Consider the following 15,542-nt stretch of genomic DNA (forward strand, 5'->3'; position numbering starts at 1 on the left):
CATTGAGGTTAGCGTGAGAGATAACCTGTAGGTTAGCGATGGCGGAACTTGCTAACCTATCCCGCTAACCCACCTTTCTGGAAATGAGGAGAGACTGCCAATTTGCCGCTGGCGCTTATCTGCCTTTTGTGGTTTCATGGGTGGTAGCGAAAAGGGGAGGGGCAATCGATGAAACATCTGAGAGACACGATCGCGGGGCTGCGCCTCGGGTTCGAGGAGCATTTCAGAAGCGCTGGATCCATAAGTCTGTTCGTAGGTCTGGCCTGCAACTTGGCCTTCGTGGGCCAGGTGTACTTCTGGCCGGCCATGTGGCACACCTCGGCGTTCATGTTCTCCTATACCGATGCTTCCTATGTCGCCGAGGTCCTCTGCGCGCTGATGCTTGGGCGGAGGCTGCGGCAGAGCGGGCGCCTTGCCGTGGGCAGCCGATGGCTTTGGACTTTGGCCCTCCTCGTGCAGGCGAGCTTGGTGCTGTACTGCGTGCTGTTCGGGGCGGGCATCCACGTGCCCGAGCCCGTCAACTGGGTTTGCGGCGCTATCTTCGGCGTCTATCTGCCCGTGGCCATGACCTCGTGGTTCGCCGTGCACATCGATCGCCGCTCCTTTTCGGTGATTTGGAATATCGTGCTGGCGGGCGTGTTCGCCTCCTTCGTCATCTGGGTGTTCTCGGGCCTGGAGGCGGTAAAGCTGTGCGTGTGCATGGGGGTGCTCATGTTCCTGGGGACGTTCGTGCTCTCTCGCAAGCTGCGCACGGAGCAGGCCAAGGAGAGAGACGACGCGGCTGCGCCCGCGGCGGCCCCGGCGGATGCCTTCCGCTACCCGGCCTCGGCGACGTTTCTGTTCAGCTTCTCCTTCATCACGGCCATCGCCTTTGCCGGTATCGGGGGCGACAGCGCCTCCTATGCTTCGGGGGATTTCTTCGCCCCGATGCTGCTTATCTGCGCTGTGGTGCTCTTGGCAAATGCGGCGGTCCTCCCGCTGACGACCATCGCCGTGCCCGCTATCATCGTGGCCGTCATAGCCGCCTCCTATCTTCACCTCGAGCCTGCGCTTTCGTTCGATCTGGCAGCGCTTGGCATGTTCCTTTTCCTCGCCTATGCCGTCGTGCTCCTGTGCGCCAGCGCGCAGGGGAGTCGGCGGCGCATTCTTGCGGCCTTCACGAGCCTCATGGTGGCGTTTGCCGCCGGATGTCTCGTCGGCCGCCTGTGCATGGCGCTCTGCTTCGCATTCGCCGAGCAATTCGCGTCGAACATTATGGTTCTGCTGTCAATTCTGGCTGCCAACGCCGCCATGATCATCCTCGTGAGACGGGGTGTCACGCCGACTCGTTCGGCGGAGCTTTTCGAGGGCGAGCAGGCGACGGGAGATCTCGATGCGGCCCGTCGCGCCAAAGTGGATCGCGTGGCTGCCGTCTGCGGTTTGGGCGAGCGCGAGAAGGAGGTGCTCACGCTGCTCTTAGAGGGGTGCTCGGCCAGCGAGGTGGCCTCTGCCATGGTCGTGGCCAACGGCACGGCGAAGTCGCACATCCGCCACGTCTACAAGAAGCTCGGCGTCCACAGCCGCGACGAGCTCTTCGAGAAACTCGGCATCGAGAGAGAAGAGAAAAGCAAGCAATCAGTGTAGCAATCTGAAGCGAGCAGGGCCCGGGCAGGGCAGGGATCCTGCCCGCAGCCTCAAAAATGCAGGGCCCGAGGTGGGCGAGGGGGTGCCGCGCGCAGTTCATTGAAGTGCATAAGGTAATGTCGCGACCTTTGGCGAGTCTTGCACTTCAATGCTGTTTGAGCACGGCACCCCCTCGCCCACCTCGGGCCCGGAGGGATAGAGAAGCAAAAAAGACGTTATTTCCCCTGCGCCTGCACGGCGGTGATGGCCACCACGCCCACGATGTCGTCAGCCGAGCACCCTCGGGACAAGTCGTTCACCGGAGCGGCGATGCCCTGCAGGATGGGGCCGAGCGCCTCGGCCTTCGCCAGGCGCTGCACCAGCTTGTAGCCGATGTTGCCCGCATCGATATCCGGGAACACGAGCACGTTGGCGCGGCCCGCGACAGGGGAGGCCGGCGCCTTCGCCGCGCCGATCTCGGGGACGATGGCGGCGTCCAGCTGCAGCTCTCCGTCCACGGCGAGCTCGGGCGCGAGCTCCTTCACCTTGGCCGTCGCGCGCACCACCTTGTCGGAGTCGTCGTTTTTGGCCGAGCCGTAGGAGGAGTGCGACAGCATGGCGATGACCGGCTCGGCATCGGCGAACAGCGACCGCCACGCCGCCTCGGCGTTGATGGCGATCTGGGCCAGGCGATCGGCGTCGGGCTGCACTTCCAGGCCGCAGTCGGAGAAGAGGAAGGTGCCGTGGTGGCCCAAGTCGCAGTCGGGCACGTTCATGACGAAGAACGAGCTCACCATCTGCGCGCCGGGAGCGGTCTTCAGGATCTGCAGGGCCGGGCGCAGCACGTCGCCGGTGGAGTGGCAGGCGCCCGAGACGAGGCCGTCCGCTTCGCCCATCTTCACCATCATCATGCCGAAGTACAGCTCGTTGTCCATAAGCTCGAGGGCTTGCTCGAGCGTCATGCCCTTCGCCGCGCGCAGCTCGGCCAGCTTCTCGGCATAGGGCTCGCGCAGCTCGGAGGTGCGGAAGTCGACGATGCGGGCGCCCTCCAAGTTGCAGCCGGCAGCGGCGATGTCGTCGGCGTCGCCCAAGACGATGAGGTCGGCGATGCCCTCGGCGAGAATCGCCTCGGCGGCCTTGAGGGTGCGGATGTCGTTGCCCTCGGGAAGCACGATGGTCTTCTTGTCGGCCTTCGCGCGGGCGATCATGGAATCGAGGAACTGGCTCACGGGAACGTCCTTTCTCACGGGTATCCTGCCCTCATGATAGAGCACGGGCCGCCGCCCCGCACGGCGCGACCGCGCGGCAGGTTCATTTATTCGGTTTGTATGGGGTTTGGAGGCCATCGGATGCGGGCTGGGTACAATATCCTCCGAACGACGCCGCCCGAGCGCCGGCGCCCCATTCGCATCAACGAGTACGAGGGAGAGAACCCGTTATGGCCGTTAATTACGCCGATTTCCGCGATATCGCCATCGAAGACTACGACGCCGTCGTTGTCGGCTCCGGTTTTGCCGGGGCTGTCAGTGCCCGGCAGCTTGCCGAAGAGGGCGGTCTTCGCGTGCTCGTCATCGAGAAGCGCGCGCACATCGCCGGCAACATGTACGACGAGTACGACGAGGCCGGGGTGCTCGTGCACCGCTACGGGCCGCACATCTTCCATACCAACGATCAGCGCGCCTACGACTATCTTGCCCGCTTCACCGAGTGGTCGAGCTACCAGCACCGGGTGCTCGCCGATTGGTACGGCACCTACATGCCCGTGCCCTTCAACAAGAACTCTATGGAAATCGCCTTCGGCGACGAGAAGGCAGCCCGGCTCATCGAGAAGCTCGTCGACACCTTCGGCGACGAGCGCAAGGTCACCATCAACGAGCTGCGCGCCCAGGAGGATCCGGAGCTTCAGGAGGTGGCGGACTTCGTCTACCAGAACGTATTCCTCTACTACACCCAGAAGCAATGGGGCCTCACTCCCGAGGAAGTGGATCCCTCGGTGACCGCGCGCGTGCCCGTGTTCATCTCCCGGGACAACCGCTACTTCCAGGACGCCTTCCAGGGGATGCCGGTCGATGGCTACACGCGCCTGTTCGAGAACCTGCTCGGCCACGAGAAGATCACCGTCTGCCTGAGCACCGAGGCGGAGAGTGTGTTCGATCTCGTCTTCGCCGGCCGCGAGGAGGATGCCCCCCTGGAGGCCATCCACATCAAGGGCGTGCCGTTCGCAGGCCCCATCGTCTACACCGGTCCGCTTGACGAGCTGTTCCTGGGGCGCTTCGGCCGTTTGCCCTACCGCTCCCTCGATTTCGTCTACGAGACCTTCGACGAGACCTATCACCTGCCCTGCGGCACCGTGAACTACACGGTGACCGAGGACTACACTCGCGTCACGGAGTTCAAGTGGCTCACGGAGCAGACCGGCGACAAGACCACCATCATGCGCGAGTACTCCCGGGCCTACGAGGATCCGGCGACGCAGATTCCCTACTACGCCATCATCAACGACGACAACGACGCGCTCTATGCGCGCTACCGCCGCCTGACCGACGCGCTGCCGAACTTCCATCCGCTGGGTCGTTTGGCCGAGTACCGCTATTTCAACATGGACAAGGTGGTCGCCGACGCGCTGGCCGCGTCCGAGAAGATCCTGACGGAGACGGCCGACGCCTAGGCCGCCGCGCGAGGCAGCACGCCCGCGCACCGAGACCCCGACGAAGGAGGCGCTTTTGAAGACCATCACGTTCGCTGTGCCCTGCTACAACTCGGCAGCCTACATGGATCACTGCGTGGAGACGCTGCTCGCCTGCGGCGAGGACATCGAGATCCTGCTCGTGGACGACGGCTCGACCAAGGACGACACGGCGGCCATCTGCGACCGCTGGCAGAACGAGCACCCCGACATCGTCCGCGCCATCCATCAGCCCAACAAGGGCCACGGCGGCGCGGTGAACACGGGGCTCGCCCATGCGACGGGCTTCTACTTCAAAGTGGTCGACTCCGACGACTGGCTCGATCCGGCGGCCATGTTCCCGCTCATGGTGTACCTGCGCAGCCAGCTGGACGCGCCGGTGCCCTGCGACATGGTGGTGGCCAACTACGTCTACGACAAGGTGGACGAAGGCGAGCAGAAGGTCATGGGCTACGGCAACGTGCTGCCGGAGGGCTATGAGTTCGGCTGGGACGAGGTGGGCACCTTCCTGCCGAGCCAGTACCTGCTCATGCACTCGGTGTACTATCGCACCGAGATGCTGCGCAAGATGAAGCTGACCCTGCCCGAACACACCTTCTACGTGGACAACATCTTCGTCTACGAGCCTTTGGTCTACGTGCGCACCATGCGCTACTTCAACGTGGACGCCTACCATTACTTCATCGGCCGCGAGGACCAGTCGGTCAACGAGAAGGTCATGATGGGTCGCATGGACCAGCAGCTGCGCGTCACGCGGCAGATGATCGACAACGTGGATCCGCAGGCTGTGCGCAATCGTCATCTGCGCCACTATCTGCGAAACTATATTTCCATGATGATGTGCATCTGCTCGGTGTTTCTGCGCATGCGCGGGGGAGAGGCCGACGAGCGGGATCTGAAGGATATCTGGGCCTACCTGAAGGAGCAGAACCCGTCGCTCTACCGCCGGGTGCGCTCGAACGCGCTGAATCTGGCCACGAACCTGCCCACCGAGGCCGGTGAGAAGATCGGACTCAAGGGCTATCAGATCGCCCAGAAGATTTTCAAATTCAACTAACGTCGCGTATTGGCCGCGTAAAGCTCCAGAAGGCCGCGGAGGGCGAGGGTTTGGTCGACGGTGACGGCGTGGGTCATGAGGGCGGCTATGGCTTCGGCGTGCTGGCCCACGAGAACGACCGGCGTGGTATAGCCGCAATCGGCCCAGATCATGTCGATGAGTCCGTCGATGCGGGCCACCTCTCCCATGACGATGCCCGCCTGCATGGCCTCGGCCGTGGTGCGGCCGAGCAGCGATTTGGGGGCCCTAAGTTCCACGGCGGCCAGCTGGGCGGCTCCGCGGGCCAGCGCCTGGGCGCCGAGCTTCATGCCCGGGGCGATGATACCGCCGCGGAAGGCGCCCGCCTCGTCCAAAAGTTCGAAGGTGGTGGAGGTGCCCAGGTCGATGACGAGGGCCGGCGCGCCGTAGGTGCTCTTGGCGCCCACCATCTCGGCGACGCGGTCGGCGCCCACGGCCGTGGGATCGGAGAAGTTCATCTTCAGCCCCGTCTTAAGACCTGGGCCTACGGTGAGCGGGCGCGCGTCCGTGAGGCGCCGCGCCGCATCGGACCACACGCCGGTGAGGGCAGGGATGACCGAGGCGATGATGGCCCCGTCGGCCAAAGGAGCGCTCTCGGGCAGGTCGATGGCGTCGGGCGCGTCCTTTTCGATGGGCGCGAGATTGCGGGCGAGGGCGTCGAAGAAGCCGAGAACGCAGGCCACGGCGCCGTCGGCTGTCTCGGCGGAATCTGTGGGAACGGCCCACTGGGAGACGAGTCGTCCATCAACTGCCAGCCCGATCCGCGTCCGCGTGTTCCGTATGTCGATCGCCAAAACCAGCGCCATAATCGCTCCTCTTTTCACTTGTTCCGCTCGTGTACTTTCCGCCAGTGATGTCTCGCGTGGCCCTGTTTTAGCGGAAATTTTTCGTTTTGGGGATGAGTGAATGCCACTTCGACCCCGAAATGGTAATCCACCCATGGCCATTTCGGGCCTCAAATGGCATTTCGTGCCATTACGGGCTTCAACTGGCATCCCGGGGTGCCAAAACGGGCTCGAAGTGGCATTTGCTCGTGAGTTTTCGAAAAACTCGAGAACATGATGGGCCCGCTGGTAGGGAGCTACTTGTAGTCCTCGACGTTTTTCGAGGAGGAGCCGGTGGTGTTGCCGGATTGGCGCAGCTCGAAGCCGAAGCGCACGGTGCCGTCGCCGAAGCGCTCCTGCAAAGCGTCGGTGGCGGCCAAAAGGCTGCGGCGCTTCTCCTCGTCGCGGATGAGCGCCTCGCTTTCAACCGCGTCTGCGTTGTCATCGCCCCCAAGGACGGCAGCGTCGAAAAGCGCTTCCTGCACCGGGGCGCCGTCCTCCTCGAAATGGGTCACGGCCACACCGAGCAGGCGCACCTTCATGCCCGGAGCCCACAGCTCCTCCGCCAGGCGGTGCACCACCGGGGCGAACGCGATGTCATCGTCGGTGGGGGCGGCCAGCGAGCACTGGGCCGAGCGGGTCGTGCGGTTGTCGTAGCGCATCTTCACCGCTACCGTGCGGCCCTTGAGGCCCTTGCGGCGCAGGCGACGCCCCACCTTCGCCGAAATGGTGGAAAGCGCCGCCATAATGTCCTCGCGCGTCTCCAGATCATGGGCGTAGGTCACCTCGTTGGAGACCGACTTCACTTCGTCGTCCTCAGCCACCTCGGATCGGTCGCGCCCTAAGGCCCGATCGCGCATCATCTCGCCGTTCTTCCCGAAGATCTTCCGCAGAAGGGCGCCGTCGGCCCGGCCCATGGCTCCCAAGGTGCGCACACCGTGGGAAAGGAGCGTCCTCTCGGCGGCTGCCCCCACGCCGGAGAGCGTGCGCACGGGCAGCTTTTCCAGGAAGGCCGCCTCCGTGCCGGGGAAAACCACGGTAAGGCCCCGGGGCTTGTCGCGGTCCGAGGCGATTTTCGCCACGGACTTGGAGGTGCCCACGCCGATGGAGCAGGTGACGCCGAGGGCGGCCACGCGCTCCTGGATGCGCTGGGCCACGAGAACCGGGTGCTCGGTGTTCACGGCAGTGGGGGTGACGTCCATAAAGGCCTCGTCGATGGAGACCTGTTGCACGTGGGGCGTCTCGTCTCGCAGGATGGCCATGATGGCGGCGGACACCTCGCGGTAGCGGTGGAAATGGCCATGCGTCCAAATGGCTTCGGGACACAGCGCTCGTGCTAGCGACGAGGCCATGGCGCTGCGCACTCCGAAGGCGCGGGCCTCGTAGGAGCAGGTGGAGACGACCCCGTGGGCGTCCGCATCGCCGCCGACGATGACGGGCTTGCCCCGCCAGGCCGGGTGGTCAAGCTGCTCGACGGAGGCGAAGAAGGCGTCCAGATCCACCAACAGGATGGCCGGGCCCTCCCACGGCGGCAGGTAAGCGTCGCTATCGTTCACTGGCCAGGAAGAACAGGGCCATGGTGCCGGGGCCGGAATGGGCGCCGATGACCGGATCCACGTAGTTGATGAGGATGTCGGTGACGCCGAAGCGCTCCCTCACGAGGTCGGCCACGTACTCGGCGTCCTCGATGCAGTCGCCGTGGCTGATGAACACGGTCTGATCCGCCACGGGAGAGGTGGCCGTCTGCTCCATATGATCGACCAGCGCCTTCAGCGACTTCTTGCGCCCGCGCACCTTCTCTAGCGGAATGAGGTGGCCCTCGTCGTCCACGTGCATGACCGGCTTGATGTTCAGAAGGGTGCCGGCCCAGGCGCTCGTGCGGGAGACGCGGCCGCCGCGGAACAGGAACATGAGGTCGTCCACGGTGAACCAGTGGGCCAGATGCAGCTTGTTGGCCTCCAGCCAGTCGCGAACCTCGGTGATGGACGCACCCTCCTCGCGCATCTTGGCGGCGTACCAGACGAGCAGCCCTTCGCCCATGGAGGCGGCCAGGGTGTCCACCGCGAGCACCGTGCGGTCCGGGTAGGCGTCGGCAAGCTCGGCCAGCAGAAGGTCAATGGCCTGGTAGGTGCCGGAAAGCCCGCTGGAGAACCCGATGTAGAGCACATCCTGGCCCGAGGCAAGAAGCCCCTCCAGCAGCTCGCGGGAGTCCTTCAGATTCGGCAGTGACGTCGTGATGACCTTGCCCTCGCGCATCATGGTGTAGAACTGCTTAAGATCGGTCTTCTGTCCCTTGAGGTAACTGTGATGCTCCTCGCCATCCACCATGAACGTGAGCGGAAGGATATGCAGGTCGAACTGGTCGATAACCTCCTCAGTGAGATTGGAGGAGGAATCGGTGACGATGGCGAAGGCCATGGAGGGCTCCTTATCGGGTAGGGGGCTGCATTTTGCGGCACGCTGCTGCGCATCCGATATTCTAACGCAAATCGGGCCCATTGCACCTGCTGCGGCTAATGAAGCCTTTCCTGAGAAAAAGTTGTAACCATTGCCCGCGTCGCGCCCCCTTGCCGTATACTTTGCAAGATACGCTCACAGGCGCCGCCGTCGCACTTCGACGGCCGTGATATAGAGGAACCCGAGACGTGGAAGAGGGACGAACTGTGTCGAACAGCTACAAGGACACCATGAACCTGCCCGAGACCGATTTCCCCATGCGGGGGAACCTGCCGGCCCGCGAGCCCGAGCGGCTCGCCCAGTGGCAGGAAATGGACATCTACCGCCGTGTGCTGGAGAAGAACGCCGACGGCAAGCCCTTCGTGCTGCACGACGGCCCTCCTTATGCCAACGGCCCCATTCACATCGGTCACGCCTTCAACAAGATCCTCAAGGACTTCGTCGTTAAAAGCCACGCCCAGCGCGGGTACTTCACCCCCTACATCCCCGGTTGGGACTGCCACGGACAGCCCATCGAGCATATGGTGGAAGTGACGCTCGGGCCCGAGAAGATGGCCGAGATCTCCCAGGTAGAGCTGCGCCAGCGCTGCCGCGAGTGGGCGGAGAAGTACGTCGATATCCAGAGGAACGGCTTCAAGCGGCTTGGCGTGAACGCCGACTGGGAGCATCCCTACCTCACGTTCATTCCGAACTATGAGGCCGGCAACGTGGAGATCTTCAAGGATCTGTACCTGAAGGGCTCGGTCTACCGCGGCCGCAAGCCCATCCATTGGTGCACCCACTGCCACACGGCGCTCGCCGAGGCGGAGATCGAGTACGGCGACGAGGTGTCGCCCTCCATTTACGTGAAGTTCAAGCTGGATGCGATGCCCGGCGTGTTCGAGGCCTCCGGAGCCGAAGGCGCCGCCTATCTGCTCATCTGGACGACGACCCCCTGGACGCTTCCTGCGAACACGGCGGTGTCGCTGGCGCCTGACGCCGACTACGTCATGGTCACCGTCGGCGGCGACAACCTCATCATGGCCAAGGAGCTCGTGGAAACGGTGGCCGAGGTGGCCGGCTGGGAAGACTACGACTTCGTCCGCGGTGCCGACGGCGAGCCGGTGACGCTGACGGGCAAGCAGCTGTTCGGCCTCACCTACACCGCCCCCGTGCGCCGCGACATCAAGGGCACGGTCATCTACGGCGATCATGTCACCTTGGATACGGGCACCGGCGCCGTGCACACGGCCCCCGGCCACGGCCAGGACGACTACCTCGTCGCGCTCGAGTTCGACATTCCCATGCTCATGCCCGTGGACGACAACGGCGTGTTCACCGGCGAGGCGGGGCAGTTTGCCGGCCTTTCCACCGACGAGGCCAATCCCGTCATCATCGACTGGCTGCGCGAGCAGGGCACACTCGTGGCCGAGAAGAAGATCAACCACTCCTACCCGCACTGCTGGCGCTGCCGCGAGCCGGTCATCTTCCGCGCCACGGACCAGTGGTTCGTCTCCATGGACAAGAACGCCCTGCGCGAGGACGCCCTGCGCGCCATCAACTCGGAGGTGGAGTGGATTCCCGCCTGGGCCAAGAACCGCATCGGCGCCATGGTGGCCGACCGTCCCGACTGGTGCATCTCCCGCCAGCGAAGCTGGGGCGTGCCCATTCCCGTGTTCAAGTGCGCCAAGTGCGGCAACACGGTGGCCACGGCCGAGACCTTCGACGCGGTGATCGAGCTGTTCAACACCAAGGGCGCCGACGCCTGGTTCACCGAGGCGCCAAGCGATTATCTGCCGCGCGGCACCAAGTGCGAGGTGTGCGGGGGTACCGAGCTCATCCCCGAGAAGGACATCCTGGACGTGTGGTGGGAGTCCGGCGTCTCGCACACGAGCGTCTGCCGCCACCGTGCCGAAGCTGATGGGCTCACCTTCCCGGCCGACATGTACCTGGAGGGCTCCGACCAGCACCGCGGCTGGTTCCAGTCGTCGCTGCTCACCTCCATCGGCGCCTACGGCGTGCCGCCGTACAGGTCGGTCATGCACTGCGGGTTCACCGTGGACGAAGAGGGTCGCAAGATGTCGAAGTCGCTCGGCAACGGCATCGATCCGGAGGAGATGTGCAGCAAGTTCGGCGCCGATGTGCTGCGCCTCTGGGTGTCCTCCTGCGATTACTCCCAGGACGTGTCCATCTCCGAGAACATCCTGAAGCAGGTCTCCGACGCCTACCGTCGCTTCCGCAATACCTTCCGCTTCCTGCTCGGCAACCTGAACGACTTCACGCCGGACGACTTCGTGGGGGACTGGGACGCGCTGGAGCCGCTCGACCAGTGGGCGATGGTGCGCCTCTCGCAGCTGCTCGCCGACGTGGAGGCCGCTTACGAGTCCTACCGCTTCAACAGTGTCTACCGGGCCCTGTACGATTATGTGAACGACATCTCCGCCGTGTACATGGACGTCACCAAGGATCGCCTGTACGCTGAGGCGCCGGCCTCGCCGCGACGCCGGGCCGTGCAGACCGTGCTCATGAACATCCTGGAGGTGCTCGTGCGCGTCATGGCGCCCATCCTGTCGTTCACTACCGACGAGGTGTGGGAGTGCTACCCGCCGGCCTTCAGGGACATAGAGGGCCGCGAGGCCTCGGTGCAGCTGGCTGGCTGGCCCACCGCGCGCGACTTCGTGCCCGCCCTTCCCGCCGACGCCGGCGCGCAAGTGGCGACCATGGAGGAGATGATGGCCGTCCGCGAGGTGGTCACCAAGGCGCTGGAAGAGGCCCGAAACGAGAAGATCATCGGCAAGAGCCAGGAGGCATCGCTTATCGTGACGGCGCCGGCGGCCCTAGTGGCCACGGCCGGCTCCTTCGACCCGTCGGTCTTCGAGGAGCTGTTCATAGTGGCCTCGGTGCAGTTTGTGGAAGGCGACGGCGACGAGATCACGGCGGCGGTCGCGGTGGCCGAGGGCGAGAAGTGCCCGCGCTGCTGGAACATCTGCGAGCTCGGTGGCAACCCGCGTCATCCGGACGTGTGCGAGCGCTGCGGGGATGCGCTGGACGCCATCGAGGGCGGGACCGAGTAAGTGGCCGCTCCCGAGACGTTAACCATCGAGAAAGAGCCAGGGGAGGCCTCTGCCGTGGAGGAGAGGCTTCCCAGCCGGCGCAAGCGCAACGCCGCCATCTTCGTTCCTCTTGCCGCTCTGTGGCTTGTCCTCGACATCGCCACGAAAGCTTACTTCAACAGCTTCTCCGTGGGCCAGGTGGTGGCCGATCCCTTTCTTGGTCTGGTGCAGTTCCGCCTGGTGCACAACACCGGTGCCGCCTGGGGTATGTTCGATGAATCGACCTTCGCCCTCGGAGTGATGTCGGTGCTCGTCTGCGTCGCGCTCACGGTGTATTTGTTCACGGCCGGCAAGCGCGCCGGCGTTATGGAGACGGTGGGGATCGCGCTGATTGTGGCCGGCGGCTTGGGCAACGCGCTCGACCGCTTCACGTTGGGCTACGTGGTCGATTTCATCGACACGGTGTTTATCAGCTTCCCTACGTTCAACGTTGCCGACATCGGGGTTACCTGCGGGTTCGTGCTGTTCTTCGCGGGGATGCTTTGGTCCATGAGGAAGGATGCGCCCGCGAAGGAGGTCGCATCGGAGGAGAAGTAACCTGTTCGGGGGATGACCCTCTGGCAGGACGTCGATAGAATGGATGCCATGTCACGCTCGCTTTGCCATATCGTCGCCACCGAGGACGCTGGATGCCGCCTGGATGCCCTGTGCGCCGCCCGGGGGCTCTACGCTTCCCGCTCGGCCGCCGCGCGCGCCATCGAGGAAGGCCGCGTCTTCGTGAACGGCGCCACGGTTTCTAAAAAGCATGCCGTGGCGGCGGGGGACACCATCGTCTACGAGGTGGACGACGAGCCGGAGTCCGTGGTGGTCTACGGCGAGCCCATCGACTTGGATGTGCGCTTCGAAGACGAGGACATGCTCGTGCTCTCGAAGCAGATCGGGCTCGTCTGCCACCCCTCCGTCGATCATGCCCACGGCACGCTGGTCAATGCGCTTATCTGGCACTGCGGCGAGGACAACCTCTGCAACGTGCAGGGCGAGGAGGCCGACCGGCTCGGCATCGTGCACCGGCTCGACCGCGACACCTCGGGCCTCATGCTGGCGGCCAAGACCGATGAGGCCGGGCGCGAGCTCATGGCGCAAATTCAGGATCGCGCCGTCGACCGCCACTACATCGCGCTCGTTCACGGCATCATGGCCCACGACACCGGCATGATCGACGCGCCCATCGCGCGCTCCGCCGACGAGCGGTGCCGCATGGCCGTGCGCGACGTGCCGAGCGCCCGGGAGGCCATCACGACGTTTCGCGTGCTCGAGCGCTTCGAGGCAGGCCCCAAGGACGACGGCTACAGCCTCATCGAGTGCAAGCTTTTCACGGGCCGCACCCACCAGATCCGCGTGCACATGCAGTACACGCGCCATCCAATCGTGGGCGATCCGGTGTACAACGCCCACGGCCCCCGCGACGCCCGGGCCCAGCTGGGGCTGCGCCGCCAGTTCCTACACTCCTACAGCATCGCCTTCGAGCACCCGACGACCGGCGAGCCCATGGCCTTCGCCGACAATCTGCCGCGCGACCTGCAGGAAGCGCTCGATTCGCTGGCCGCGCGCTCGCTGGGCAAGACCGAGGCGGGGCGCGAGGTGGCCGAGCTCATGGCAACGTCGCCCGTCCCTTCCGTGGAAGGAGAGGTACCCGATGAGTAGGAAGCAGGCCGCCGCCCCGCGCAAGGTGGGCATCATCATTGCGAACACGGGAACGCCCGAGGCTCCCACGAGAAAGGCCGTGAAGAAGTACCTCTCGCAGTTCCTCATGGATCCGCGCATCTGCCCCATGCCGCGCCCGGTGTGGTGGACGCTGCTGCATACGACCATCCTGCGCAAGCGCTCGCGCGCCTCGGCGGTAAAATACGAGAGTATCTGGACAGCCGAAGGCTCGCCGCTCATCGCGACCACCGAGTCGCTCGAGCGCGGTCTGAACGAGTACTACGCTAGGGCGGGGCTGCCCGTGGTGGTGCGCACGGGCATGAGCTACGGCAAGCCCGGCATCAAGCATGCGGTAAAAGAGCTCAAGGAGGCAGGTTGCACGGAGCTTGTGGTGCTGCCCATGTACCCGCAGTCGGCCTTCTCCACCACCGGTTCGGTGAGCGACGCTGCGAAGAAGGCCGTGCGCCGGGCGCGCTTCAAGGGCCGCGTGCGGTTTATCGACGGCTACGGCGAGGACTCCGTCTACGTGCGCGCCATCGCCGCGTCCATCCGCAATGCGGGCTTCTCTGAAGAGGCCGGCGACCGTCTTTTGTTCTCGTTCCACTCCATCCCGTTGAAGGATATCGAGGCGGGGGATACCTACGAGCTGCAGACCGGGGCCACGAGTTTGGCCATAGCCGGAGAGTTAGGGCTTGACCGCCGGAGCTGGACCATCAGCTACCAGAGCCGCTTCGATAAGGGGCGCACGTGGCTTTCGCCCTTCACGCGCCCCACGCTCGTACGCTTGGCCCAGGCTGCCGAGCCGGGCAGCCGCCTGTACGTGGTGTGCCCGAATTTCGCGGTGGACTGCCTGGAGACGCTCTACGACGTGCCGCAGGAGCTGGAGCCCATCTACCGCGCGGCGCTCGCTGGCGAGCTGGTGGATGCCGACGAGGAGCCCGGCGCCTTGGAGAACACCGGCAAGCGGGCGGCTCACTGCGACGCGCACTTGGAAGCCCACCGCGACATCGCGAAGACCGTGCGCATGAAGCGCGCGGCGGAGGATTTTCGCCGCGGCGACCACCGCCAGCTTGAGGCCGACGAGCCTTTCGTGTACGTTCCCTGCCTGAACAAATCCCGGGCGCACCTCAAGGTGCTCACTCATATCCTCGCTCCCTACGTGGGAGATGAGGCTTGAGCGCTTTGTAAGTCATAGCAGGAGGGCAAAGCGTGGATGATTACAGCGCGGGCGAAACCATAGGCTTCTCCGCTCAGCTTGCCGCAATTTATACGGAGCTATCGAGGTACAGCAGTCTGTTCTGCCGGGCTCGTTTCGGTCTGTCGGTGACAGAATACGAGCTGCTCTTATGTCTGTGGGAGGCCGAGACGCCCCTTGGCTTCAATCAGCTCTCCGACTTCCTCATGCTGAAAACGAGCACACTTTGGCATATGGTCCCCCCGTTGATCGACCGGTCTCTTCTCGCGGCGGAAAGCAGCGATGAGGACAGGAGGCGGGCGAGACTCTCCCTTACCGAGAAGGGTCGCTTGCTGGCTGAGGAATGCTGCCGCGACCTCTTCGCCTTCTCGAAGGGGGTGGCGCAGGAGTCGTTGCCCGATGTCGAGTACAATCACTATCTCAGCACGGGCATAGGCGGCAACCTCGACATCCTGCGTGGGCATGAGACTGATGTCGAGTTGAGGCGCGTGCCGAAAGACGGTCAGGGCATTGAGTTCACTCTCTTCACGAGAGCCATATTGGAGCGGTGGCGGGCCTGCGTCAAAAAAGAGTGTGGCTTGGCGTTCAACGAGTTCCGCGTGCTCCATGTGCTTTCCGGGGTTCCCAGTTTGCGCATACAGGATATATCAGACAGGCTCCTGTCGCCGCGCAGCCATGTGTCGCTGAGCAAGCGGCGGCTTTGCGAGGCGCACCTGGCAAAAGAGATGCCCAATCCCTTCGACAGTCGCTCGGTGCTGGTCGGCCTTACGGCCAAAGGCCAGCGAACGCTCGATCGGGCCTTGCCCGCTTTGGATGCCATTACGATTCCCGCGCACAACCCTGGCACAGATGAGGCGGTGATGATTCTGAGGGCATGGCACTCGCGGATGTACTACAACCTCAAGCGCAATCACGCTACATTACTTGAGTCGTTTTAACAAAAACCGTCATTCTTAAAACCAAAAAA

General features: G+C 64.2%; 12 protein-coding genes. 8 read left to right on the plus strand and 4 right to left on the minus strand.

Annotated elements, in window-relative coordinates:
* Positions 1-168 precede the first annotated feature (168 nt).
* On the plus strand, positions 169-1,623 hold the full coding sequence (locus tag AEQU_RS05095; RefSeq protein WP_022739857.1) for a response regulator transcription factor: 1,455 nt from the start codon (positions 169-171) through the stop codon (positions 1,621-1,623).
* Between the two features lie 215 nt (positions 1,624-1,838).
* On the opposite strand, the gene pta is transcribed toward AEQU_RS05095, so the two are convergent.
* Complete coding sequence (gene pta / locus AEQU_RS05100) at positions 1,839-2,831, minus strand: phosphate acetyltransferase (RefSeq protein ID WP_022739858.1); 993 nt, start codon at positions 2,829-2,831, stop codon at positions 1,839-1,841.
* Between the two features lie 209 nt (positions 2,832-3,040).
* Between pta and glf the strand changes: the two genes are divergently transcribed.
* Together glf and AEQU_RS05110 are read left to right on the plus strand one after the other, a co-directional pair.
* Positions 3,041-4,270: a UDP-galactopyranose mutase gene (gene glf, locus AEQU_RS05105; RefSeq protein WP_022739859.1), complete on the plus strand. Its 1,230-nt coding sequence runs from the start codon at positions 3,041-3,043 to the stop codon at positions 4,268-4,270.
* A 55-nt stretch (positions 4,271-4,325) separates the two neighbouring features.
* Complete coding sequence (locus AEQU_RS05110; RefSeq protein ID WP_022739860.1) at positions 4,326-5,345, plus strand: glycosyltransferase family 2 protein; 1,020 nt, start codon at positions 4,326-4,328, stop codon at positions 5,343-5,345.
* Here the strand turns inward: AEQU_RS05110 and AEQU_RS05115 are convergent.
* From AEQU_RS05115 to AEQU_RS05125, 3 genes are all read right to left on the minus strand, one after another.
* Positions 5,342-6,169, minus strand: a complete 828-nt coding sequence (locus AEQU_RS05115) for a type III pantothenate kinase (protein ID WP_022739861.1) — start codon at positions 6,167-6,169, stop codon at positions 5,342-5,344. The genes AEQU_RS05110 and AEQU_RS05115 overlap by 4 nt on opposite strands.
* Before the next feature lie 275 nt (positions 6,170-6,444).
* Complete coding sequence (gene dinB / locus AEQU_RS05120) at positions 6,445-7,743, minus strand: DNA polymerase IV (RefSeq protein WP_022739862.1); 1,299 nt, start codon at positions 7,741-7,743, stop codon at positions 6,445-6,447.
* Positions 7,733-8,605, minus strand: a complete 873-nt coding sequence (locus tag AEQU_RS05125) for a DegV family protein (RefSeq protein WP_022739863.1) — start codon at positions 8,603-8,605, stop codon at positions 7,733-7,735. The genes dinB and AEQU_RS05125 overlap by 11 nt, the downstream gene beginning before the upstream one ends.
* A gap of 245 nt (positions 8,606-8,850) precedes the next feature.
* On the opposite strand from AEQU_RS05125, the gene ileS reads away from it, so the two are divergent.
* From ileS to AEQU_RS05150, 5 genes are read left to right on the plus strand one after another with little or no spacing between them, the layout of a single operon-like run.
* On the plus strand, positions 8,851-11,697 hold the full coding sequence (gene ileS, locus AEQU_RS05130) for an isoleucine--tRNA ligase (RefSeq protein WP_041714489.1): 2,847 nt from the start codon (positions 8,851-8,853) through the stop codon (positions 11,695-11,697).
* Positions 11,698-12,273 carry a signal peptidase II gene (gene lspA, locus AEQU_RS05135; protein ID WP_022739865.1) on the plus strand — a complete coding sequence of 192 codons (576 nt, stop codon included), beginning with the start codon at positions 11,698-11,700 and terminating at the stop codon, positions 12,271-12,273. It begins immediately after the preceding gene.
* Between the two features lie 48 nt (positions 12,274-12,321).
* Positions 12,322-13,380 carry an RluA family pseudouridine synthase gene (locus AEQU_RS05140; protein WP_041715106.1) on the plus strand — a complete coding sequence of 353 codons (1,059 nt, stop codon included), beginning with the start codon at positions 12,322-12,324 and terminating at the stop codon, positions 13,378-13,380.
* Complete coding sequence (gene hemH, locus AEQU_RS05145) at positions 13,373-14,557, plus strand: ferrochelatase (protein WP_022739867.1); 1,185 nt, start codon at positions 13,373-13,375, stop codon at positions 14,555-14,557. Before AEQU_RS05140 ends, hemH begins: the two co-directional genes overlap by 8 nt.
* A 32-nt stretch (positions 14,558-14,589) precedes the next feature.
* Positions 14,590-15,513, plus strand: a complete 924-nt coding sequence (locus AEQU_RS05150; RefSeq protein WP_022739868.1) for a winged helix DNA-binding protein — start codon at positions 14,590-14,592, stop codon at positions 15,511-15,513.
* The last annotated feature ends 29 nt before the right edge of the window (positions 15,514-15,542 follow it).

Source organism: Adlercreutzia equolifaciens DSM 19450 (assembly GCF_000478885.1).
Taxonomy (GTDB): Bacteria; Actinomycetota; Coriobacteriia; order Coriobacteriales; family Eggerthellaceae; genus Adlercreutzia; species Adlercreutzia equolifaciens.

Bases quoted from the DNA above. Each gene is read 5' to 3' on its own strand.
- AEQU_RS05095 (WP_022739857.1), top strand. From the start codon at position 169: ATGAAACATCTGAGAGACACGATCGCGGGGCTGCGCCTCGGGTTCGAG.
- glf (WP_022739859.1), top strand. From the start codon at position 3,041: ATGGCCGTTAATTACGCCGATTTCCGCGATATCGCCATCGAAGACTAC.
- AEQU_RS05115 (WP_022739861.1), bottom strand. From the start codon at position 6,169: ATGGCGCTGGTTTTGGCGATCGACATACGGAACACGCGGACGCGGATC.
- AEQU_RS05125 (WP_022739863.1), bottom strand. From the start codon at position 8,605: ATGGCCTTCGCCATCGTCACCGATTCCTCCTCCAATCTCACTGAGGAG.
- AEQU_RS05140 (WP_041715106.1), top strand. From the start codon at position 12,322: ATGTCACGCTCGCTTTGCCATATCGTCGCCACCGAGGACGCTGGATGC.
- hemH (WP_022739867.1), top strand. From the start codon at position 13,373: ATGAGTAGGAAGCAGGCCGCCGCCCCGCGCAAGGTGGGCATCATCATT.